Source organism: Actinocrispum wychmicini (assembly GCF_004345645.1).
In the GTDB taxonomy this organism is placed as follows: domain Bacteria; phylum Actinomycetota; class Actinomycetes; order Mycobacteriales; family Pseudonocardiaceae; genus Kibdelosporangium; species Kibdelosporangium wychmicini.
This window is the reverse complement of the sequence record NZ_SLWS01000003.1, coordinates 284,474-305,933: the sequence shown is the minus strand read 5'-3', so window position 1 is coordinate 305,933 and position 21,460 is coordinate 284,474. Positions and strand designations below refer to the sequence as shown.

14 protein-coding genes are annotated in these 21,460 nt (G+C 68.4%); 9 read left to right on the top strand and 5 right to left on the bottom strand.

What is annotated here, in order from left to right; translation table 11 throughout:
- The first annotated feature begins 2 nt into the window (after positions 1-2).
- The 5 genes from EV192_RS15630 (at position 3) to EV192_RS15610 (ending at position 5,377) form a co-directional block, all read left to right on the top strand.
- Positions 3-335: an avidin-fold protein gene (locus EV192_RS15630; RefSeq protein ID WP_207926069.1), complete on the top strand. Its 333-nt coding sequence runs from the start codon at positions 3-5 to the stop codon at positions 333-335.
- A complete protein-coding gene (locus EV192_RS15625) occupies positions 332-2,083 on the top strand; it encodes an ABC transporter substrate-binding protein (RefSeq protein WP_132115837.1) in 1,752 nt (583 codons plus the stop codon). The genes EV192_RS15630 and EV192_RS15625 overlap by 4 nt, the downstream gene beginning before the upstream one ends.
- Positions 2,076-3,371 (top strand): cation:proton antiporter, encoded by a 1,296-nt coding sequence (locus EV192_RS15620; protein WP_132115835.1) that lies wholly within the window; start codon positions 2,076-2,078, stop codon positions 3,369-3,371. The genes EV192_RS15625 and EV192_RS15620 overlap by 8 nt, the downstream gene beginning before the upstream one ends.
- Positions 3,364-4,617, top strand: a complete 1,254-nt coding sequence (locus EV192_RS15615) for an ATP-grasp domain-containing protein (protein ID WP_132115833.1) — start codon at positions 3,364-3,366, stop codon at positions 4,615-4,617. Before EV192_RS15620 ends, EV192_RS15615 begins: the two co-directional genes overlap by 8 nt.
- 349 nt (positions 4,618-4,966) lie before the next feature.
- The gene (locus tag EV192_RS15610) at positions 4,967-5,377 is read left to right on the top strand and encodes a trypsin-like serine peptidase (protein WP_132115831.1); all 411 of its coding nucleotides are present in this window, start codon (positions 4,967-4,969) and stop codon (positions 5,375-5,377) included.
- Between the two features lie 28 nt (positions 5,378-5,405).
- Here EV192_RS15610 and EV192_RS15605 read toward each other — a convergent pair whose 3' ends face one another.
- From EV192_RS15605 to EV192_RS15585, 5 genes are all read right to left on the bottom strand, one after another.
- The gene (locus EV192_RS15605) at positions 5,406-6,170 is read right to left on the bottom strand and encodes a PP2C family protein-serine/threonine phosphatase (protein WP_132115829.1); all 765 of its coding nucleotides are present in this window, start codon (positions 6,168-6,170) and stop codon (positions 5,406-5,408) included.
- A 129-nt stretch (positions 6,171-6,299) separates the two neighbouring features.
- Positions 6,300-7,559 carry a condensation domain-containing protein gene (locus EV192_RS15600; protein ID WP_132115827.1) on the bottom strand — a complete coding sequence of 420 codons (1,260 nt, stop codon included), beginning with the start codon at positions 7,557-7,559 and terminating at the stop codon, positions 6,300-6,302.
- Entirely contained in the window at positions 7,556-15,457 is a 7,902-nt protein-coding gene (locus EV192_RS15595; RefSeq protein ID WP_132115825.1) for a non-ribosomal peptide synthetase/type I polyketide synthase, read from the bottom strand. The genes EV192_RS15600 and EV192_RS15595 overlap by 4 nt, the downstream gene beginning before the upstream one ends.
- Positions 15,402-16,625 (bottom strand): MFS transporter, encoded by a 1,224-nt coding sequence (locus tag EV192_RS15590; RefSeq protein WP_207926068.1) that lies wholly within the window; start codon positions 16,623-16,625, stop codon positions 15,402-15,404. Before EV192_RS15590 ends, EV192_RS15595 begins: the two co-directional genes overlap by 56 nt.
- Positions 16,626-16,746: 121 nt before the next feature.
- Positions 16,747-17,550 carry a helix-turn-helix transcriptional regulator gene (locus tag EV192_RS15585; protein WP_243726862.1) on the bottom strand — a complete coding sequence of 268 codons (804 nt, stop codon included), beginning with the start codon at positions 17,548-17,550 and terminating at the stop codon, positions 16,747-16,749.
- Positions 17,551-17,648: 98 nt separating this feature from the next.
- On the opposite strand from EV192_RS15585, the gene EV192_RS15580 reads away from it, so the two are divergent.
- From EV192_RS15580 to EV192_RS15565, 4 genes are read left to right on the top strand one after another with little or no spacing between them, the layout of a single operon-like run.
- The gene (locus EV192_RS15580; protein WP_132115823.1) at positions 17,649-18,638 is read left to right on the top strand and encodes an ABC transporter substrate-binding protein; all 990 of its coding nucleotides are present in this window, start codon (positions 17,649-17,651) and stop codon (positions 18,636-18,638) included.
- Positions 18,635-19,441, top strand: coding sequence for a siderophore-interacting protein (locus tag EV192_RS15575; protein WP_132115821.1), 807 nt, complete (start codon positions 18,635-18,637; stop codon positions 19,439-19,441). The genes EV192_RS15580 and EV192_RS15575 overlap by 4 nt, the downstream gene beginning before the upstream one ends.
- 7 nt (positions 19,442-19,448) lie before the next feature.
- Positions 19,449-20,408: a FecCD family ABC transporter permease gene (locus tag EV192_RS15570; RefSeq protein WP_132116758.1), complete on the top strand. Its 960-nt coding sequence runs from the start codon at positions 19,449-19,451 to the stop codon at positions 20,406-20,408.
- Positions 20,408-21,418, top strand: a complete 1,011-nt coding sequence (locus tag EV192_RS15565; RefSeq protein WP_132116760.1) for a FecCD family ABC transporter permease — start codon at positions 20,408-20,410, stop codon at positions 21,416-21,418. Before EV192_RS15570 ends, EV192_RS15565 begins: the two co-directional genes overlap by 1 nt.
- Positions 21,419-21,460: the final 42 nt, after the last annotated feature.

Sequence of the window (21,460 nt, the reverse complement as noted above, 5' to 3'; positions counted from 1 at the left end):
CAGTGATCGACTATGACGGGCGACGGTTCCGTCCGGCCGAGCAGGACGCCGAGGGCCGGGTCGCGGTGTACCGGCAGGACGGCGACCTGCTGTGGGGCGAGTTCAGCGGCGGTCACGCCCGCCGCGGCGCCCTCACCGGCACATGCGCGCCGGACGGACGGCTGCGGTTCGCGTACTCCATCGTCCTCGACAGCGGCGAGGTCATCTCGGGCCGGTGCGAGAGCACCCCGAGCTTCCTGGCCGACGGCCGGATCCAACTCGACGAGGTCTGGGAACGCTTCGGCTCGCACGCCGCGACGGGCACCTCGCGGTTACTGGAGGTGGAACCCCGATGACGCAGACCCTGCCTGAGCGAGTTTCGAAGGAGCCCCGCCGGGGCGGCACGGTGACCTGGGCCTGCGCGCCCGGCTTCCCGCCCGCGGTGATCTTCCCGTTCACCCCGGCCGAACGGATGGGCACCCGCAACATCCTGGAGTTCCAGGCCCTGATGTACCGGACGCTGTACTTCTTCGGCAGCGACGGCACCCCCGAGGTCGACTACGCCAACAGTATCGGCGAGCCGCCGGTGTGGAGCGAGGACGGGCTGACCGTCACCGTCCGCGTCAAGCCGTGGAAGTGGTCCAACGGCGAGACCCTGTGCGCGGACAACGTGCTGTTCTGGGTGAACCTGATGAAGGTCAAGGGCGCGCGGTACGGCGAGTACGTGCCGGGCTACTTCCCGGACAACCTCGTGTCGTACGGCAAGATCGCGCACGACACCGTCTCGTTCACGTTCGACAAGGTCTACTCGCGACGGTGGGTGCTGATGAACCAGCTGAGCACCATCACGCCGTTGCCCACATCGTGGGACCGGACCGCCGACGGCCCGGCCAACGCGTCCGGCGACCTCGCGGATGTCGAAGCGGTGTACCAGTTTCTGATGGCCGCGCAGGGTGACATCGTCGCCGAGGGCAACGAGCACCGCACCCACTGGGCGGACAGTCCGATTTGGAGCACGGTCAGCGGGCCGTGGCGGCTGAAGAGCTACACGCTTGAGGGCGAAGTGACGTTCGTGCCCAACGAGCACTACTCCGGGCCGAACAAGCCGTATCTGGACGAGTTCCGGCAGATCCCGTTCCAGTCCGACGAGCAGGAGTACGAGCTGCTGCGCGGCGACCCGGCCGCGGTCCAGGTCGGCTACCTGCCGTTGAGCTTCGCCAAGGCCGGTGTCAACCCCTTGGCCGAGCACTACACGCTCGTGCCGCAGACTGCATACTGTATCCGGTACACGAGCCTGAACTTCAACAACCCGACTGTAGTCGGCAAGCTGTTCGCCCAGACGTACGTCCGGCAGGCCCTGCAGAGCACGCTCGACCAGGACTCCGCGGTCCGGGACATCTACCAGGGGTACGCGTACCGGCAGAACGGGCCCGTCCCGATGATGCCGGTGACCGACCTGGTGGCGCCGCAGCAGCGCGAAGGTGCGTGGCCGTTGCCGTTCGACGTCGACCACGCCCGGCAGTTGCTGGCCGACCACGGCTGGGACACCAGCGTCACGCCCGCGGTATGCATGGATCCAGCGAAGGCCGGCGAAGGTATACCCGCGGGCACCAAGCTCTCGTTCCTGATGCGTTACGTCGAAGGGCGGCCGGCGCTGACCCGGTTGATGACGAAGTACAAGGCCGACGCGGCGGCGGCCGGCATCGAGCTGCGCCTGGAGGAGGTGTACGGGTCAATTCTCGTCGCCGAGGACGCGCCGTGCTACCCGTGCGAGGAAACGCCTTGCACATGGGAGATGTGCTGCTGGAACGGCGGCTGGGTGTACCACCACCCGACCGGCGAGATTCTGTTCAAGACCGACGCGGGCGGCAACTTCGGCCACTACCACGACCCGGCCGCGGACGAGCTGATCGAACGCACGGTCACCACGGACGACGTGGACGTGCTGTACGAGTACCAGAACTTCATCGCCGAGCAGGTGCCGGTCATCTTCAACCCGAACTTCCCGATCCGGCTGTTCGAGGTGGCCAACAACCTCAGGGGCTTCGAGCCGGTCAACCCGTTCGGGATGATCAACCCCGAGAACTGGTATCTGGATGACTGACCCGGTCGCCCCGGTCAGCGCCCACGGGATGCTGCTGTTCCTGCTCCAGGTCGGCCTGTTGTTGGGGCTGGCGCTCGTGTTGGGCCGACTAGCCGTACGGCTGCGGATGCCGGCCGTGGTCGGCGAACTCGCCGCCGGCGTCCTCATTGGACCGTCGCTGCTCGCGCACGTGGCGCCAGCCGTGTCCACCTGGCTGCTGCCGCACGATCCCAACCAGCAGCACCTGTTGGACGCCGTCGGCCAGCTGGGCGTGTTGCTGCTCGTCGGCATCACCGGGATCCACATGGACCTCGGTATGGTGCGCCGCAAGGGACTCACCGCGGTCAAGGTGAGTGCGGGCGGGCTGCTCGTGCCGCTCGGGCTGGGTGTCGGGCTCGGGTTCGTGCTGCCCGCGTTCCTGCTCACCTCGGGCACCGACCGGGTGGTGTTCGCGTCGTTCCTCGGCGTCGCCATGGGGGTCAGCGCGATCCCGGTGATCGCGAAGACCCTGCTGGAAATGCGGCTGCTGCACCGGGACATGGGGCAGCTGATCATGAGCGCGGCCACGGTCGACGACGTCGTCGGCTGGCTCGGGCTGTCCCTGGTGTCGGCGCTGGCGACCACCGGGCTGAGTACCGGTCAGGTGGCGCTGTCGGTGGCCGGGTTGCTCGGTGTCGTCGTGTTCACGTACGTCATCGGACGGCCGTTGGTGAACGCGACCATGCGGCTGGCCAACCGGTCGACCGAACCTGCCGTCAGCATCACCGCGGTGGTCGTGCTGCTGTTGCTGGCCGCCGCCGGGACCCAGGCGGTCGGGTTGGAGCCGGTGTTCGGAACACTGTTGTGCGGCATGGTGATCGGGTCGTCGCGGCACGTCACGCTGGGTCGGCTCGCGCCACTGCGGACAGTGGTGATGTCCGTCCTCGCGCCGATCTTCTTCGCCACCGCCGGGCTGCGGATGGACCTCACCGAACTGGGCCGTCCGGCGGTGCTCGGCGCCGCCGTGGCGGTGCTGGTGGCCGCGATCGTGGGCAAGTTCGTGGGCGCCTATCTCGGCGCGCGGGCCAGCCGGCTCGGGCACTGGGAGGGGCTGGCGCTCGGCGCGGGCCTGAACGCCCGTGGCGTGATCGAGGTGATCGTCGCCATGGTCGGCCTGCGGCTGGGCGTGTTGAGCACGGCCACCTACACGATCATCGTGCTGGTGGCGATCGTGACCTCACTGATGGCACCGCCGTCGTTGCGTTTCGCCATGCGGCGGATCGCGGTCAGCGACGAGGAACGGGTGCGGGAAAGGGTGTTCGATGGCTAGCAAACCGTTGCTCCTGGTGGTGGCCACCGGGATGCGGGTGTACCGGGAGTACCTCCTGCGATCGATCAGCGCCGACTTCCGGGTGCATCTGTTCCACGTCGCCGAACCGTCGTGGGAGTGCGAGTACCTGTCCGGCTGGACGGTTCTGCCGAGCACCATCGACGGGCCGGCCATGGCCGACGCGGCACTGCGGCTGAACGCGACGGACCCGGTCGACGGCGTGCTGTGCTGGGACGAGGGCCGCATCCTGGCGACCGCGTACATCGCCCAAGCGCTCGGCCTGCGCAACGGCGACCCGGCCGTGGTGTGGCGGCTGAGGGACAAAGCACAGACCCGGGTCGCGTTGGCGGAAGCCGGTGTGGCACAACCGTTGTCCATTCCGGTGAAGACCTTGGCCGACGCGCTGGCAGCGGCCGAGGAGGTCGGCTACCCGGCGATTCTCAAGCCCCGCGGCCTGGGCGCCAGCCTCGGCGTGGTGCGCGTGAACGACCCGGCCTCGCTGCGCCAGATGTTCGCGTTCACCCGCGACACCAAGCCGCCCGACCCGGTGGTGTACGCCAGCGACCACCCGGTCCTGGTCGAGCAGTGCGTGACCGGCGAGGAGATCAGTGTCGACTCGGTGGTCCAGGACGGCAACGTCACCCCCTTGTTCGTAGCCCGAAAGGTGGTGGGCTATCCGCCGTACGCCGAGGAGATCGGCCACTACGTGGACGCCGACGACCCACTCCTGACCGACTTCACGTTCACCACAGCCCTGCAGGAAACCCACAGCGCCCTGCGGTTCAAGGACGGCTGGACGCACACCGAGTACATGCTCACCAGCACCGGCCCGCAGCTGATCGAGGTCAACGGCCGGCTCGGCGGCGACATGATCCCGTACCTGGGCAGACTGGCCACCGGAATCGACCCCGGTGTGGTCGCCGCCTCAGCCGCCTGCGGCCTGCCGGTGGCCGCCCAACCAACCGAACACCGCGTCGCGGGCATCCGGTTCTTCTACGTGGACCACGACGACACCATCATCGAGTCCGTCAAGTTCGTCGACACGGACCTGCCGGCCGCCCTTGACCAGGCAACGGTCGTCGCCCGCCCAGGCGCAGTGGTGTCGCCACCCCCCAAAGGCACGGTATGGGGCCGAATCGCCTACGCCACAGCGTTGGGCGATTCCATCGAAGAATGCGAACACGCCCTCGACACAGCCGGCGCAGCCCTCCGGGTAACCACCTCCCATAGCGTGACCGTGTCCTGAAACCCCGTGTCGCGCGTTCCCGGATTCCCTTTCCGTACCCACCACGGGAATTTCACCGTCCAGGAACGCGCGACACACCCGGGACGACACCTTGGAATCGGTCGTTCCAGACTGGCGCGCCGGCTGCCTTCGGCGATTGCCGGGATCGCGCTCACCGCGGGAAGCCTGTTGTTTCCGCCATCGGCATCGGCGCAACCACTCGCCAACAAACAGTGGTCCATCGCCGCGTCGTTCGACGAGCACGGAGTTCGGACCGACGGCACCAGCGGGGCACTGGCGCGCGAATATCAAGTTCAAGCCGACGAACCGCCAGTGGGGAACATTCGACGCGAGTGCGGCGACCACATTCGTGGGCTGGTCGGACTATGGCGACCCCGACTATGACCTCGCGTTTGTCACGTTGCGGCCGAACAGTCACGGCAAAATCGGCGAACTGGTCGGGCAGAACGGCATCGTCGTCAATTCCGGTTACCTGAACGACCGCACGCTGTTGCAACTCCGGGGTGCCGTGCCCGGTACCCCGGAACGATGCGACGGTCAGACCGAAGCCATCAGTTTGTTCGACCTGCGGGTACAACTGGACGGATGTACCGTGATCAACGGGTCCAGCGGGAGTCCCTGGTTCGCGAACTACGACGGCCATCTTGGACAGATCAACGGTGTCACCGCCGGAGCCAGGTCGGACAATGACGCGCCTGTCACGATCTACTTCGACGACATGGTGTGGGACCTGTGGACGGGGTTCAAGGGCGCTTCCTGACCGCGGCAAGCAGATCGTCGCTGAAGGATCATCGGGACAAGGGCAGCCGCACGTCCACAGCGACGATGGACAGGTTGTCCGGCGCGCCCGCCTCGTGGGCCGCGTCGGACAGCCCGGACACGACCCGGTCGAGCCGGCGTGGCCGGCAGAGCTTTCCGAGCACCTCGGGTTCGACCACTCCGGACACGCCGTCGCTGCAGAGCAGGAACCGCGTGTGTCCGTCCTGATAGGGCAGTTCGACGACGTGCGGGTCGATCGGCCGGTGCGGTGGGTCGCCGATCGCCTGGGTGAGGCGGTTCGTGGTCATCCCCCGTTCGTCGAGCACCCCGTCGTCCGTGCTGACCTGCTCGACCACCCCGTCGATGATCTGGTAGGCGCGACTGTCGCCGACGTTGAAGCACAGGGCGCGGTCAGGTGTCAGGACGAGGCCGGCCACCGTGGTCCCCATCCCCGTCGTGTCGGGGTCGGCGCAGCCCGCTTCGTAGACGCTCATGTTCAGCCCGACCAGCCCGCTTTCCAGGCTGGGTACGTCGGTCCAGTCCTGGTACGCGGTCGCGATGTGCGTCAACGCGATCAGGCTGGCCACCGCGCCGGCCGGGTGACCGCCCATCCCGTCGGCGACCGCGCACACCAACGGTGCCGCCAGCGGCGTCCGGAATTCCACCGGCTGTGGACGTTCCGCCTGGCTGAGCCATTCGAACACCAGCACCGAGTCCTGGTTGTCCGGCCGGAGCAGACCGCGGCCGGTCAGCCCGATCGCTCGAACCGATCCGGAGCTCACCGTGGCGTCCATCCCTGGACCGTACCGTTCGCGTCCACGCGGCAGTTCCTCAGCTACCGTCGAGCCGGCAACAGCACGCTGACCACCGCGATGGCCGGGACTGGGTACCGGTACCGGGCCGCCACCCGGTACCGGTGTTGATCACCGTAGCGGATGGGTGGTCGGATGATCCCAGAGTGCCGGCCTGTCCGGCTCGGCGCACAGGTCGGCGAGCAGCCCGGTATACCCGGTGAGCAGGTCCTCGCCGGTCTTCGGGTCCCACAGGTCGGTGCTGTGTTCGAGGAACGCCAGGTAGCCGTCGGCTTTCTGGAACAAGCCGACGGTCTGGTCCCGGCGGGCCCCGGCGGCCGTCATGTCCTCGACGACCGTGTCCACGCCGGCGAACGAGATCTCCTTGTCCTGGTAGTTCATGAACGCGAGAGCGACAGACGGCTGTTCCGTGACGACCAGGTCCATGGGGAGCGCGTTGGCGATCGCCTCAAGGACCGCGACGGCCGCGTGACTGACGAGCTCGCCGAACGTCATCGTCTCGTTGACGATCACCCGAACGATCACGGCGACGCGGGTGCAGCTGACCATGGACTCGAACTCACGGCGTTCGCGGTTGGCGTAGGACACCGCGAAGGCGATCTTGCGCTCGCCGCTCAGTTGGGCGAGCCGCACTGCCAGGGCGGCTGCGAGGACAGAGAACGGTGTGGTGCGCCGCGCTGACGCGAGTGCCTCGACCGCCGCGCGGGTCGTTCCGGACACGTGGTCGAGCGCGGTCGTCCCCTGTCCGCTCATCCGCTCCGGCCGGGGCCGGTCGGTGGGCATGCTCGGCGCCAACGGTACGCCGTCGAGATAGTCCCGCCAGAACGCCATTTTGCGCGCGTCGACCTGAGGGTTGTGGTGCAGCCATCGTCCGTAGTCGGTGCATTGCGCGCCCGGTGGGGCCAAGGCGGCGCCACCGTAGAGTTGCGCCAACTCCTGGAGCACGAGCGTCAACGCCCAGCCGTCCACCGCGATGTGGTGCATGACGAGCATCAGCACCCACGTGTCGGTGTCCACCCGCATCAGCCGGCACACCGGCAGGGTCGTTTCGGCGAGGTCGAACGGCTCGTTGGCGAGCATGTGACAGATCTCGTCGACGTGTTCGGCCTGGACGTCTTCACACCGCAGTCGAAATGGTTGCGGTGCAAGGACTTTCTGCCGCCAACCGCCCTCGTTGACGAACCGGCAGCGCAGTGCCCCGTGCCGGCTGATCACCTCCCCCAGCGCGGCCTCCAGAGCGTCGATGTCCAGGTCGCCTACCAGGGTGATCTTCGTTGGCACGTTGAACACCGTGGGCTGCAACGAATTCGCGGCATTGACGAGCATCGCAACCTGCTGCGGGGTGGCCGGCGCGTCGTCGACGACGGTCATCGCACGCCGTTGCCGGACAGTCGGGTCACCATTGCCCGGACGGTCCGGTTGTCGAAGAACTCCGCGATCGGGTAGTCGACGCCGAACCTGTCCCGGATCCGGTTGAGCAGCACCACCGCGCTGATCGAATGCCCGCCCAGGTCGAAGAAGTCCGCGTCGTCGCCGAACACGTCCGTGCCGAGGACCGCGGCCCACTCCTCACGAACGGCCGCGGCGCCGGGCGCTCCGCGTTTCCCGTTGACGGTCAACGACAACTCGTTCACGGCATGCCAGTGCTGCGGAATCATCGGGCGTGGCAACAACTCCGCCAGTCGGGTGCGCCATTCACGGGTGCGCTCGGCCAAGTCGCCGTTGACCGGGTGGTGTGTCTGCACGTAACACGTGAGCACGCCGTGGCCGGTGATCTGGTCGGTGGACGCCACGACTGTGGCGTCACGGACACCGGGCAGCGTACGGACCGCGCGGGCCACTTCCGCGGCCTCCACCCGGACTCCGCGGACCTTCACCTGGTCATCGGTACGTCCCACGAACGCCAGTTGGCCGTCGGTGCGCCAGCGGACCAGGTCGCCAGTCCGGTACCAGCGGCGACCTTTCGTGTCGGTGGTGAAGCGGTCCGTGTTCGGGTCGCCGTGGTATCCCCTCGCCACCTGGGGTCCACCTACGTGCAGCTCGCCAACGGCCCCGGGTGGCAGCAGCCGACCGGCCTGATCCTTGATCTCCAGGCGCATCCCGGGCGTCGGTGTGCCGATCGACGGCACGCCCGGCTCGTGCGGCACTACGGCTGCCCATGTACAGAATACTGAACACTCCGTCGGACCGTATACGTTATACAACATGAACGGTAGGTCTGGCCGGGGGCGGCTGGTCAGCCGTTCTCCGCCGGTGACCAGGACTCGCAACGCGGTGTCCGCCGGCCAAGGCTGCTCCAGCACCGACTCGGCGATCGCGGTCGGCAGCAACGCGACCGTGATCCGCTGACGCACCAACCATTTCACCACCTCGGCGGGGTCCAGGCGGACGTCGTCGGGCACGACGTGCAGCGGCGCGCCGGTCGTCAACGCCGGCCACACCTCGATCTGCGTGCCGTCGAACCCGATGCTGCTGTACCAGGAGATCCGGTCGTTCGCCGTGATCGCCAGCCTGTCCCGGTAGTGCGCGACTATGGCGGCGACACTGCCGTGTTCGAGGGCGACTCCCTTGGGGACGCCGGTCGATCCGGACGTGTAGATCAGGCACATCAGGTCGCCGGCCGCCATCGTGGCCGGCGGTAGCGCTTTGTCCGAATGTCGAATGTTGACATTGACCCGGGCCAGTTCGGTGGCGAAGTCCGGATCGCAGACCACGGCGACCGGAGCCGCGTCCGCGAGTATCGCGGCGATGCGCGGCCCTGGCTGGACGGGATCCAGCGGAACGTACGCGGCGCCTGCCGCGACCACACCCGTCATCGCCGCCACGTAACCGAATCCCCGTGGCAACGCGATCGCCACGAGGTCACCGCGACGCACGCCCAACTCGGTCAGCCGTGTGGTGACGGACGCAGCGGCCGCCGCGAGTTGATCGCCGCTGTACGACGCGTCGCCGTCGATCACCACGCCTGCTGGATGTACCGTGAGCGTCGGTTCGGCAGTGCTTTGCGGTCCGCCATCGCCGAACGCTGACAGTTTCGCCTCGTCGTCGGCGGTGAGCATCGGCAGGTCGCCGACTGTCGTCGTCGCACCCGCGGCCATCGCGTCGAGCACCAGCACGAGCTGCGCCAGGTAACGCCGCATGGTCGGCTCGTCGAACAGGTCGGCGTCGTACCGGATGCGCAGCCGCAGCCCGGTCGGGGTCTGAGTGGCCATCAACGAGGCTTCGAGCGGAGACGAGTCGGTCCCGTCCGCCACCGGTTCCACGAGCACCCCCGGCAACGTCATGCTCGCCAGGGAATCGGTGTCCAGATCGACCGAGACCGGGGTGAGCGGCCGGGCCGACCCGGGATCGGGATTGATGTCCGCATACAGCGCGTCCAAGTCGACCGCGGTGTGCTCGCCTGCGCCGAGCACAGTGTCCCTTGTAGACCGTACGACGGTCCGCAGCTCCATGTCGTCGGTGAGACGGCAGCGCAACGGCAACAGGGAGACGAAGAAGCCCACAGTGTTGCGCGTCTCGGGCGGCCGTTGCCCGAACGTGGTGCCGACGACGAACTCGTCCTGGCCGCTGAACCGACGCAACACCACCTGCCACGCGGTGAACAAGGTTGCGAACAGTGTCGCTCCCTGAGCACTGCTCCACTTACGCAGTGCCGCGGTCTGCTCGGCATCGAGGCTCGTGGCGACCGACGCGCCGTTCGCGGCGAACGTACGGGTGCGTGGCCGGTCGGTGGGCAGGTGCAGCACTGGCGGTTCCCCGCTCAGATGGTCACGCCACCAGGCTTGATCCGCCGGGGTGTACAACGGTTGGGGTGCGTCGAGCGGGCTGCCCGCGGGCTCGTCGAAAACGGGCTCGCGGTGTTCGACCGCCGCCCGGTACAACTCCTGCAGGTCCGTCGCGATGATCTCGCCGGAATGCCCGTCGACGACGATGTGGTGCATGCCGAGAACCAGGAGGTGATCGTCGGCCGCAAGACAGACCAGTCGCGGCGCGAACAGCGGACCAGTCGCGAGGTCGTACGCTCTGGCGCTCTCCTGCCGCATCACGTCCCGTGGTCCGTCGCCCTCGGTCACGGTCATCGGGACGTCGACCCGATCGAGCACGACCTGGCGCAACGCCTGGTCCCGGTCACCTGGCCGGAACACCGTGCGCAGCCCAGGATGGCGATCGACCAAGCCACGCAACGCGGTCCACAGCGCGTCCTGATCGAGCCGCCCGCGCAGTCGAACGGCTTGGGCCTCGTTGTACGCGCTCGTCCCGATCAGCTGGCACGCCAACCAGATCCGGCGTTGCCCGGCCGTAGCCGGCCCGCTCACCGGCTCGGGCTCGGGCGAGTGGTAGCGGCGGCGGAGCCGGTCGAGCCGGTCCAGTCCGGCGGACACCTGGGCGGCGGGCATGCCGAAATCGACGAGAGCACCGATCTCGTCCACGCCCGCGTCCCGCAAGGCGTCCACCACCGCGACGCAACTGTCCGGCGAGCCGATCAAGGCGCGCTGGTCGCAGTAACGATCGTAGCCCCGGCGCAGCAACACTTCCAGGTCCTCGGGGCGGGCGGCGGCGAGATCGTCGGCGGCGTTGCCGACGGCCACGGCCGCCGAACGCAGCATCATCGACGAACGCATGTAGCCGACCATCGGCTCCAGCGCGTCGGCACGGGCCTTCGCGTGGTCGTCGGCCAGATAAGTGTGCACCAACACCACGACTCGGCCGGCGGCCGGGTCCAGTCCGTTGTGGACACGGGCTTGCCGGTAGCGCTTGATGTTCTCGGCGAGCTCCTCGATCGTCTGGCTCATCAGGTTCGTGACGATACCGAGGTCGTGCTTTGCCGCCTGCTCGTAGGATTCGGGCCGGCCGGTGGTCGCGAGGAACATCGGCGGCCGGTCCTGAACGGGCCGCGGGTGGACGCGGACGTCGACGTCACGGCCGGAGCCGGAGCGGCGGCGTACGGTCTCGCCGCGCCACAGCCGTCGCACGTCCGCGAGGTTCTCGAACGAGATGTCCTTGCGCCGGTCGAACCGGTCCGGGTGTAGCACGAAGTCGTCCGCGTGCCAGCCGGTGCCGAAACCGAGGCCGACCCGCCCGCCGGACAGATTGTCCACCATGGACCATTCCTCGGCGATCCGGATGGGATCGTGCAGGGGCAGCACGACCGACCCGGCGTTGAGACGGATCCGGTTGGTCTGGCCGGCGAGCGTCGCCGCGAGCACGGCCGGATTCGGGAACAGGCCACCGAACGTGTTGAAGTGCCGCTCGGGCAACCACACCCCGTGGAAGCCACGCTCGTCGGCGAACCGCGCGCTGTCCAGGATCTGCTGGTACTTGTCCCCTTCGGAACGCTCCACTTCGGCCGAGTCGCCGAAGAAGTACAGGCTGAAATCCGGAGCCTGCTTCGCTTTCGGCCGCGTGGCGGGGAAGTATCCGGCGCCGCGAAGCTCCCGCAGGGAGTCGCTCACAGCGTCGATCACGTAGTCCACGTCGGCGTCGGTGTGCGCGGTCGACAGGTAGCAGCTGCGCCATTCCCAGACGTAGACACCGCGCAGCATCAGGTGGTGGTACAGCAACTCCATGTCCGCGCGGTGGGTGAACCGGAACATGGAGCCGAAGTGGTCCAGCCGCAGCGGGTATTCCTCGTCCTGGAAGAAGGTGTTGAGGTGGTCCGCCATCCGGTCGGTGCTCGCGTTGAGCCGTTCCTGTAGACCAGTGCCTTCCTGACGCAAATGGGTCAGCACCGCGCGAGCGGCGGCCATCGACACTGGGTGCTGGATGTACGTGCCGCCGTAGAACGTCGTTTCGCGCGGCGGAACGCTGTCGTCGCCGTACTGCCAGAACCCGCCGTCGATGCCGTCCATGATGTCGGCGCGACCCGCGATGGCACCGATCGGGAATCCACCACCCAACGCCTTGCCGTACGTGACAAGGTCGGGAGTGACGCCGTAGTAGTGCTGGGCGCCGCGTTGGTGTGCGCGCAGGCCGGTCAGCATCTCGTCGAACAACAGGACGATGCCGCGCCTGCTCGTCAGTTCACGTAGTGAACGCACGAACTCGACCGGCCGCAGCGACGGATTGCGTGACTGGACGGGTTCGACGAGCACGGCCGCGATCGTGTCCGCCAACTCGTCGATCACCTGGAGGCTGTGGTCGCTGCCGTACTCCAGGACGATCACCTCGGCCACGGCACTGTCCGGAATACCCGCGGACACCGGAACCGTCCGGTCCCCGCTGGACCGGCCGAGCACGGAGTCGATGTGCCCGTGGTACGCGCCGCGGAACATGACGATCCGATCGCGTCCAGTGGCGGCCCTGGCGAGCCTGATCGCGCCCGAATTGGCCTCGGTCCCGGAGTTGGCGAAGGCGACCCGCTCCATCCCGGTCATCTCCCCGAGCAGAACCGCGGCCTCCCCCGTGTCGACGCCACGCGGACCAAGCCGCAACCCATGCGCGAGATGGTCACGCACAGCCTCGGTGACGAACTCAGGCTCATGGCCGAACAGCAACGCGCCGAACCCCATGGTGATGTCGACATACCTGTTCCCATCGACATCCTCCAGTGTGCTCCCCCGAGCCTCCCGAGCCGAAATGGGATAAAGCATCTCCTTGGTAGCCCGCCGAAACCCCACCACAGCCCGGCTGTCGGCCAACACCCGGCGATACCGCTGAGCGATCTCCTTGGACCCCCGCGTCCTGGCCACAAGCCGCCGCGCCAAGTCCTCAGCGTGCGCCACCGGCGTGTGTCGCGTTCCCGGACGGAGTGTCGCGCTTTCCGGGACAACGAGATTCCCCTTGCCAGCGACGAGCGGCGGGCCGGCCATCGGTGGTGGCGGGTCAACGACCGGTTCCGGGCGTGTCTCCGCTGGGCGGGCGCCTCTCAGGTCAGCGATCAACTGGCCGACCAGGCGTGGCGTGGTGGCGTCGTCCAGCAGGTCGCGCATGGAGATCTCGACTTCGAACTCGGTTTCCAGGTCGCGCAGCATGCTCACCAGGGTCAACGAGTCGGCGCCGAGGTCGACGAAGGCGCGGTCGGCGTCCACTTCGTCCGGACGGTAGCCCAGATGGTGCGCGGTCAGGTCCACCACCCGGTCGAGTACGGCCTGTTCCGGCATTCCCGCCTCCTTGAGGTCCCGCCGAGCGGGCGGCCCGATCCAGTGGGTCGTCCGTTGGAAGGGGTAGCCGGGCAACGGAATCCGTCCGCCGCCACACCCTTCGAGCAGCACGTTCCAGTTGATGTCGACGCCGCCGCGGTACAGTCGCGCGACGTCGGCCCACAGCGCGTCCAGTCCCGCGTCGCGCGGCCCGATCCGCAGCGGTGTGTGATCACCAACAACGGTCGACCGTGGAGAATCCTTATGCTGGATGGCCAGGCGCATGCCCTCGGCCAGCGTGACCGCGCCCGTCACGTGCATCGCGGCGTACTCGCCGGCGCCATGGCCGACCACCGAGGCAGGAGAGACGCCCAGACTCCGCCACAGCCGGGCCTGCGCCACCTGCAGGGCGAACAACGCGGGTGACACCAGATTCGCCGGCAGGACAGTGAGATCCGTCCGGTCCAGCAACGGGCCCATCAACTGTCCACAACCGACGGTCTCGCGGTAGAGACCGTCGCATTCGGTCAGCACGTCCCGTACTTCGGCGAACCGGCCGTGCAGGGCGAGCGCGGCACCCGACCGCAGGCCCTCCTGATCGGCGAGCACAAACGTCACCGGAGACCCGGCCTGATGGTCGATGGGTGCCCGGTCGAGCGACTCCGCCAGGGCGAGCGCAGTCGACCCGAGTGCGACGAGCCGGTGCGCGAAGTGGCGACGGCCGACCATCGCCGTGGTCACCACGTCCGCGAGGTCAAGGTCTGGGTGCGCCAGCAGGTGGTCACGGAACGCGGTAGCCAGTTGCCTGAGCGCCAACGGGTCCCGCGCGGACAGCGGCAGCAGGGACGGCGCAGGCAAGCCGAGCGAGGAGTCACGAGACACCGGAGCCTGCTCGACGATGACATGGGCGTTGGTGCCGCCCATCCCCACCGAGTTCACGCTCGCCCGCCGAGGACCCTCGGGCCGCCAGTCGGCCGCCTCGGTGGCGATCGTGAACGGACTCTCCGCCAACGCCAACGCCGGGTTGGGCGTGCGGAAGTTCGCCAACGGCGGGATGACTCCGTGCCGCAGCACCAGGACAGCCTTGATCAGTCCGGCCATTCCGGCGCACGTGTCCAGGTGGCCGAGCGCGGGTTTGGCCGAGCCGAGCGAACAGAAGCCGACCCGCTCGGTGTGCCGCCGGAACGCCGCCGTCAACGCCTCGAACTCGATCGGATCGCCCTTGAACGTGCCGGTGCCGTGCGCCTCCACGTAACCGATTGACTCGACGGGCACTGCGGCAGCGGCGATCGCGCTCAGCACCGCGTCCCGTTGCCCGGTGACTGTGGGCGCCGCGAAAGTCCGCTTGTCCGCGCCGTCGTTGGTCAGCCCAGAGCCGAGGACGACCGCGTGGATGGTGTCGCCGTCAGCGCGTGCCCGGTCCAGCCGCTTGAGCACCACGGCAGCCACCCCGTTGCCGCCGACCGTGCCGTCCGCGTCCGCGTCGAACGCCCGGACCGAGCCGCGACGGGAGATGATCGACCCTTTCACGTGCCGTTGTCCGGTCACCTGCGGCAGGTGCAGGGCCGCCGATCCGGCGACCGCGATGTCGGCGTCCCCAAACAGCAATGCCTGAGCGGCCAGGTGAACCGCGACGAGTGAACTGGAACACGCGGTGGCCACGTTGACCGCCGGACCGGTCAGGCCGAGGCGGAAGGCCGCGCGGGTGGCGGTGAAGTCGGCCCGGGTGCCCAGCTGGACCTGCTGGGTGGCGGCCCAGTCACCGGCCCACTCCGCTGGGTCGAGATTGTTCGCGAGGTACGTGTGCATCGCGTACGTGCCGTATCCGGCGCTGGCGTAGACCCCGATCCGGTTCCCCTCGGACTGCGTCGGGTAGCCCGCGTCCTCCAACGCGTGGTAGCAGCATTCCAGGAACAGGCGCTGCTGCGGATCGGTGACCGCCGCCTCACGGTTGCTCATCCCGAAGAAGTCGGCGTCGAACAGGTCGATGCCGTCGAGCAGGCCGCTCGCCCCGGCGAAGTCCGGCGCCCGGTACTCCTCCGGTGGGATGCCCGCGGCCGCGAGCTCGTCCTCGGTGAACCGGCGGACGTGCGTCACGCCGTCGCGGATGTCCTGCCAGAACCGCTCGGGGGTGTCAGCTCCCGGGAACCTGAACGCCATTCCGATGATCGCGATGGCCCGATCCGACACGCCGATCCCCTCCCCTCGTCCAGATCAGGAATGCCAGCACCACCAGTCCGATCGGAATGACGACGCCATGGGAGATCGCGACCACCGGGAACGGCGGCAGGTGCTCCAGCAGGACCGCGTTGATGATCATGCCGAGGCCGAAACCGAAGTTCTCCCCCACCGCGGACAGCCCGAAGAGACGGTCGCGCACGGTTCCGTCAAAAGCTTGCAGGTAGGTCGTGTACGACAGTTCAGTGAATCCGTCCGCGCACCCGGCGACCAACGCGATCACCGCGGTGACAGCCATGGGAAATCCGGCGAACGTCAGGATAAAGGCGCTCGACATCATGATCGTGCCGAATGTGAAGGCGCGCGCACCGAACTGCCGCCGGGACAACCGCATCGCCACCTGGGCCACAATGGTGCCCAACGCCCACGACGCCAAGGCGATGCTGGCGAACAGGCTTGGCCGCGCTTGATCCCATGCCGCGGAATACACCGGCAACGCCACATTGTGCGAGGACGAACCGAATCCGTCGAGCGCCCGGAGGCACAGCATGATGATCAGCGTGGATCCGAGTCGCAGCAACCAGGCGCCTCGCTTCGACGGCGTTCCCACCGCGCCTGCCGGTTCGTCTTTCCTTGCGGGCACACGCAACCAGGCCACGGCGACCGCGCAGACACCGAACGTCGCCGCGTCCACCAGAAATGCCGCGTTGAACCCCAATGTGGAGACGACAATCCCGGCCGACGCGAATCCACCTACCATCGCCACCGACCGGCAGGTGATCACCAGTGAGTTCGCCGAACTCGTCCGTGCCGGCCCGACCAGGTCGGGAATCGTGCTCCGCAAGGCGACCAGGAACAATGTCGTGCCACACCCGTTCGCGGCGGCGACGGCGAACAACACCGCCGTGTGCGGCCACAGCACCAAAAGCACGAGAAGCGCGCCCTGGGCCACGTTGGCCCACAGCATCACCTGCTTGTGCGTGAATCGGCCGACCATGGCCGGGGCCACCACACCGGCGGCGACGCCGGACAACAGCCGCACGACCATGAACAGGCCGAGATCGAACGCGTTCCCAGTGGTCTGGTAAACCAACAGGTTCAGGGCGACCAGGTTGAGGTAACTGCCGTACGACGAAACGGCGTAGGCTCCCGCCACTACCCGAAACCGGTCGGCGACCACAGTTTCACCCCCTGGCCGCCCAACGTACACGGGCCGGCACACACAGTGGCAGGGCGAACTTTCCCACAGTTCCGGGAATCTTTCCTGACCGACCCGGGACGCCGCCCCTAAGCCGTTCGTGTCACCAGAAACGTCGTGTCAATAGAAACGTGGCCTGGAAATCGCCGGGTGTGCGGCCGAACTCCTTGGCGAACGCGGCGACGAACGCGGACGGGTTGGCGTAGCCGACGCGATGCGCCACCTGGTTCACCGGATGGAACGCCAGCAGCGCGCGGGCGGCCCGCAGTCGCGCCAGGGTCCGCCACCGCGAGTACGACATGCCGAACTCGCGCTCGAAGTCCCGTTGCAACGTCTTCACGCTGGTGTGCAGCCGGCCGGCCCACTGGTCCAACATGGTCCGGTCGCTGGGGTCGCGGGTCAGCGCGCGGGCGATGGTCATCGCGAACCCCGCACCGGCCGCGTGATGGTCGACGAACCCGGCGCCGGACACAGCGACACCGTTCATGATCCGCGTGCGGGCGGCCAGCGCCTCCGGCTCGGCCACTCCGTCCCGCGCGATGGACTCCAGCAGCCTGGCCGCGGCCGGCGCGATCGACACCGCACCGGCTTTCAGGTCCCGCAGTGCGGGCGGCACTTCCCGCAGGCACACCCGGTAGACCGTGCGCGCGCCCGCCGCGGCGACCTCGTGCGTGACGGCCCGTCGTGCCCAGAACGCCTCGCGGCCGGCGACGAACCCGCCGACGGTCGCCAGCACACCGTCCGGGGACCAGTACAACTGGTGCAGGAAGTCCTCCCGGCTCTCGCCGAAGTCGATCCGGCCGTCGCAGCGGTACACCAGGACCAGGATCCCGCCGTGGGTGCCGAGGCCGTAGCCGTACTCCTCGCACACCACCGGGTCCGGCCCAAGGTGGCCTGTGGTCCGCATCAGGTGACCTCTCATCGACATCCAACAAGGCATGGCAAGGCTAACCTAAGTCTGTGTCGGGCCCTTGCTCGGCCCTTTGACCTGGAGGAACACGCTCAATGCCGGTTAGCCATCCGCCGCGCCTGGCCGTTCTGGCCGTCGCGCTCGTCCTGGCGTCGGGATGCGCCGCCAACGCCGACAACGCCACGTCCGGTGGTGCCACCCGCGTGGTGAACGCCGACAACGGCGCCATCACCGTCCCGGCCGATCCGAAACGCGTGATCGCCACCGGCTACGCGGTGCCCGTGCTCATCGAGTCCGGTGCCGCGCTCGTCGGCATCTCCTCGTGGAAACGCGGCCTGGCGATGATGAGCCCCGAGCACCGCGCGACGTACGACGGGATGGCCAAGGTCGCCGGCGAACTCGCCAAGGAGACCAACTACGAGGCCATCGCGTCGGCCAAACCGGACCTGATCGTCATCGGCGTGCCCAAGCCGGTGCTCGCGGACATCGACATGAAGCGCCTGCAGTCCATCGCGCCGGTCGTCGCGATCGGACCGAACGCGCCCTTCGAATGGCGCGAACAGTCCCGTCGGCAGGCGGACGCCGCCGGCCGCGCGCAGGACTTCGACCGGGCGAAGGCGGCGTACGACAAGAAAGCCGCGGACCTCGCAGCCAAGTACACGAACGCGTTGCGGGACTTGAAGTTCGGGCATGTCGGCGGGTACGGCGACGCGTCCGCGGGCAACTTCCAGCGCGAGTTCGCCGGGTCGTGGGGCACGAACGTGGCCGGCGACGTCGGCGTGAAGTACTACGGCGAGGTCAAGAAGAAGGGCCCGGGTTCGGAGAGCGTGTCCGAGTACTCCTCGATCGAGGAGCTGCCGGCGAGCCTCGGCCAGGCCGACGCGATCACGTACACCCTGGACCCGGACGGCACCCCCGGCGCGTCGGTGAAACACGTCCTCGAATCTCCACTGTGGACGAACCTGCCCGCGGTCAAGGCCGGCCGGGTGTTCCCGATCCGCTACACCCAGGCGTCCACGTACGCCTCCGCGATGTCCACCTTGGACTCGCTCGACCAGGCCCTCGCGCCGCTGCTGACCCGATGACCAGGACCCTGCACCCCGACTTCGCCGACCGGGTCGCGCGGCACCAGCGGACCGGCACCGGCGCGGTCCGGATCGCCTACCCGATCGGCGTGCGGTCGGTGCCGATCGTGGCCCGCGAGGTGCTGAACCCGTTGATGCTGCGGCTCACCCTCGGCGGCCCGGACGTCGCCGGGTTCCACTCCTACCAGGCCGACGACCACGTCAAGATCGTCTTCCCGGACCAGGACGGCACCTGGCGCCGGCCGGTGCCCAACGACCGCCAGCAGCTCGACTGGCCACACCCGTTCCCACGGACCCGCGAGTACACGGTCCGCCGGTACGCCTACCAGAGCCTCATCCTCGATGTCGTCCTGCACGAAGGCGGGATCGCGGCGGAGTGGGCGCGGACCGCCGAAGTCGGCGAGGAGGTGACGGTCGCCGGACCGCCAGGTGGGAAGGCGTTCCCGTACACCCATCAGCACTACGTGCTCGCCGTGGATTCCACGGGCCTTCCGGCGGCGGCGCGCTGGCTGGAGGACGCGCCGGCCGGTCCTTCGGTCCACCTCGTGGTCGAGACGGATGACGCGGTCGAGCACGACTATCCGTTGCCATCACGCGACGGCGTCGAGATCATCCGGTTGGTGCGTGACGGCACGCGGTCCGCATTGGCGAAGACAGTGTCCGAACTGGACTTGCCGGCGGACACATTCCTGTTCGCGGCGGGCGAGGCGGCCGACATCAAGCCGTTGCGGTCGTGGCCGCAGGACCTGGCGTCGATCACCGGTTACTGGAAACGCGGAGTCGTCGGGCTTGAACGCGAGTAGAGGCGCGATGCTCGCGGGGTGCGTCGTGCTCGTCGCCGTCGCCGCCGTGGTCAGTATGGGATTCGGCGCGCAGGCCATTTCACCGAACGTGGTATGGCGAACACTGGTTTCACCCCGAATGGACGATGCCGATCTGATCGTTCGCACCGTACGGATGCCGCGGATGATCCTGGCGGTCGCGGTCGGTGCGGCGCTTGCCGCGGGCGGCGCGCTGTTGCAGACGATGACCCGCAACCATCTCGCCGAACCGGGGATTCTGGGCGTGACGTCGGGCGCCGGGTTCGCCATCACAGTGGGCACGGTGCTCGGGTCGGCCGGATCCCAGTACGCGCAACTGGTGTTGGCCGTCGTGGGCGCGGGTGCCGCCGCCGCGCTCGTGTACGCGGTCGGAAGGAACTCACCGCTGCGGCTGTTGCTGGCCGGCGTCGCGCTCACTGCGGTCCTCACCGGGATCTCGCTGGGCTTCCGGCTGACGTTCCCGGACGCGTTCGACCGGTTCCGGTTCTGGTCGGGCGGTTCGCTCGCCGGACGGGAACAGGTCCCGCTGACCGTGCCACTCGTGGTGATCGCCGTCGCGCTCGTCGGTGCCGCGGCCGTGACCCGACAACTGTCCACGCTCACCCTCGGCGACGACGTCGCACGCGCGCTCGGTGTCCACGTGGCACGGGCACGGTTCGCCGTGCTGGTCTTGGTGACCGTGTCCGCCGGTGCGGCGACCGCGGTGGCCGGGCCGATCGTGTTCGTCGGGCTGATCGTGCCGCACCTGGCGCGCCGCCTGGCCGGCTCGTCGATTCCGTGGCTGATGGCGTTCAGCATCGCCCTCGGCCCGCTTCTGGTGCTGGTGTCCGATGTCCTGTCGCGAGTGCTGTTGCCGACCGGCGAGGTGCCGGTGTCCATCGTGACCGCGGTGCTCGGCGGGCCGGTGCTGATCTGGGTGGTACGCCGACGAGGGGCGGCCCCGCTGTGATCGTGTTACGCAGCGGCCCGGTCTCGGTCCGGTTCGAGCACCGGACGTTGTACGCGACCGTGGCGCTGGGCCTGCTCGCGGCGGCGCTCGTGCTCGTGGGTCTCTGCCAGGGGGCCACGTGGTTGTCGCCGGCCGAGGTGGTCGACAGCTTGGTGGGCCGAGGTGATTCGGTCCGCATCGTCGTGACGTGGCGGCTGCCGCGAGTCGTCGCGGCGCTCGCGTTCGGCGCCGCCCTGGCCCTGGCCGGGGCCGTGATCCAGCACGTGGCCCGTAACCCGCTCGGCAGCCCAGACGTACTCGGCGTCGACGCGGGCGCCTACACAGGTGCGTTGCTCGTGCTCACCAGCACCGGAGCGACCTCGTGGCTGCTCACAACCGCGGCCTTGGCCGGCGCCGTCCTCACCGCCGCGGCGGTCTACTTGCTGTCGCTGCGGGGCGGTCTGGACCGGGTCCGGCTTGTGGTCATCGGGATCGCCGTCAACGCCATCCTCACCGCGGTCAACAACTGGATCGTGCTGCGCGCGGACCACGACGTGGCCATCGCCGCGACCGGCTGGAGCGTCGGATCACTCAACGGCCTCGGCTGGGATGACCTGAGCCTGCCATTGATCATCGTCGCCCTGTTGTTGACGACCTTCACCGTACTGTCCCGAACGCTCAACCAGGCCACCATCGGCGACGAACTAGCCGTCGCCACCGGTGTCCGCCTCGGCCAGGTACGACTCACCGCCATGCTCGCGGCCGTCGCCTGCACCGCCACAGTCACCGCCGTCACCGGGCCGATCGTCTTCATCGCGCTCGCCGCCCCACAGATCGGCCGCCGAATCTTCAGGTCGCCGACTGTGGGCCTGCTACCCGCGGCACTGACCGGTGCCGTGCTCCTCCTCGCCGCCGATCTCCTCGCCCAAGTCCTGCTCGCCCCGGTCGCGCTGCCGGTCGGCGTCGTGACCGCCGCGATCGGCGGCTGTTACCTGCTGTGGTTGCTCAGCAAGGAAATGCGGAAGGTATAGCACGGCGAACCGAGCCAACGCGCGAAAAGCACGTCGTCTGGC

Bases quoted from the DNA above. Each gene is read 5' to 3' on its own strand.
- EV192_RS15600 (WP_132115827.1), bottom strand. From the start codon at position 7,559: ATGACCGTCGTCGACGACGCGCCGGCCACCCCGCAGCAGGTTGCGATG.
- EV192_RS15620 (WP_132115835.1), top strand. From the start codon at position 2,076: ATGACTGACCCGGTCGCCCCGGTCAGCGCCCACGGGATGCTGCTGTTC.
- EV192_RS15580 (WP_132115823.1), top strand. From the start codon at position 17,649: ATGCCGGTTAGCCATCCGCCGCGCCTGGCCGTTCTGGCCGTCGCGCTC.
- EV192_RS15615 (WP_132115833.1), top strand. From the start codon at position 3,364: ATGGCTAGCAAACCGTTGCTCCTGGTGGTGGCCACCGGGATGCGGGTG.
- EV192_RS15585 (WP_243726862.1), bottom strand. From the start codon at position 17,550: ATGCGGACCACAGGCCACCTTGGGCCGGACCCGGTGGTGTGCGAGGAG.
- EV192_RS15575 (WP_132115821.1), top strand. From the start codon at position 18,635: ATGACCAGGACCCTGCACCCCGACTTCGCCGACCGGGTCGCGCGGCAC.
- EV192_RS15625 (WP_132115837.1), top strand. From the start codon at position 332: ATGACGCAGACCCTGCCTGAGCGAGTTTCGAAGGAGCCCCGCCGGGGC.
- EV192_RS15570 (WP_132116758.1), top strand. From the start codon at position 19,449: ATGCTCGCGGGGTGCGTCGTGCTCGTCGCCGTCGCCGCCGTGGTCAGT.
- EV192_RS15605 (WP_132115829.1), bottom strand. From the start codon at position 6,170: ATGGACGCCACGGTGAGCTCCGGATCGGTTCGAGCGATCGGGCTGACC.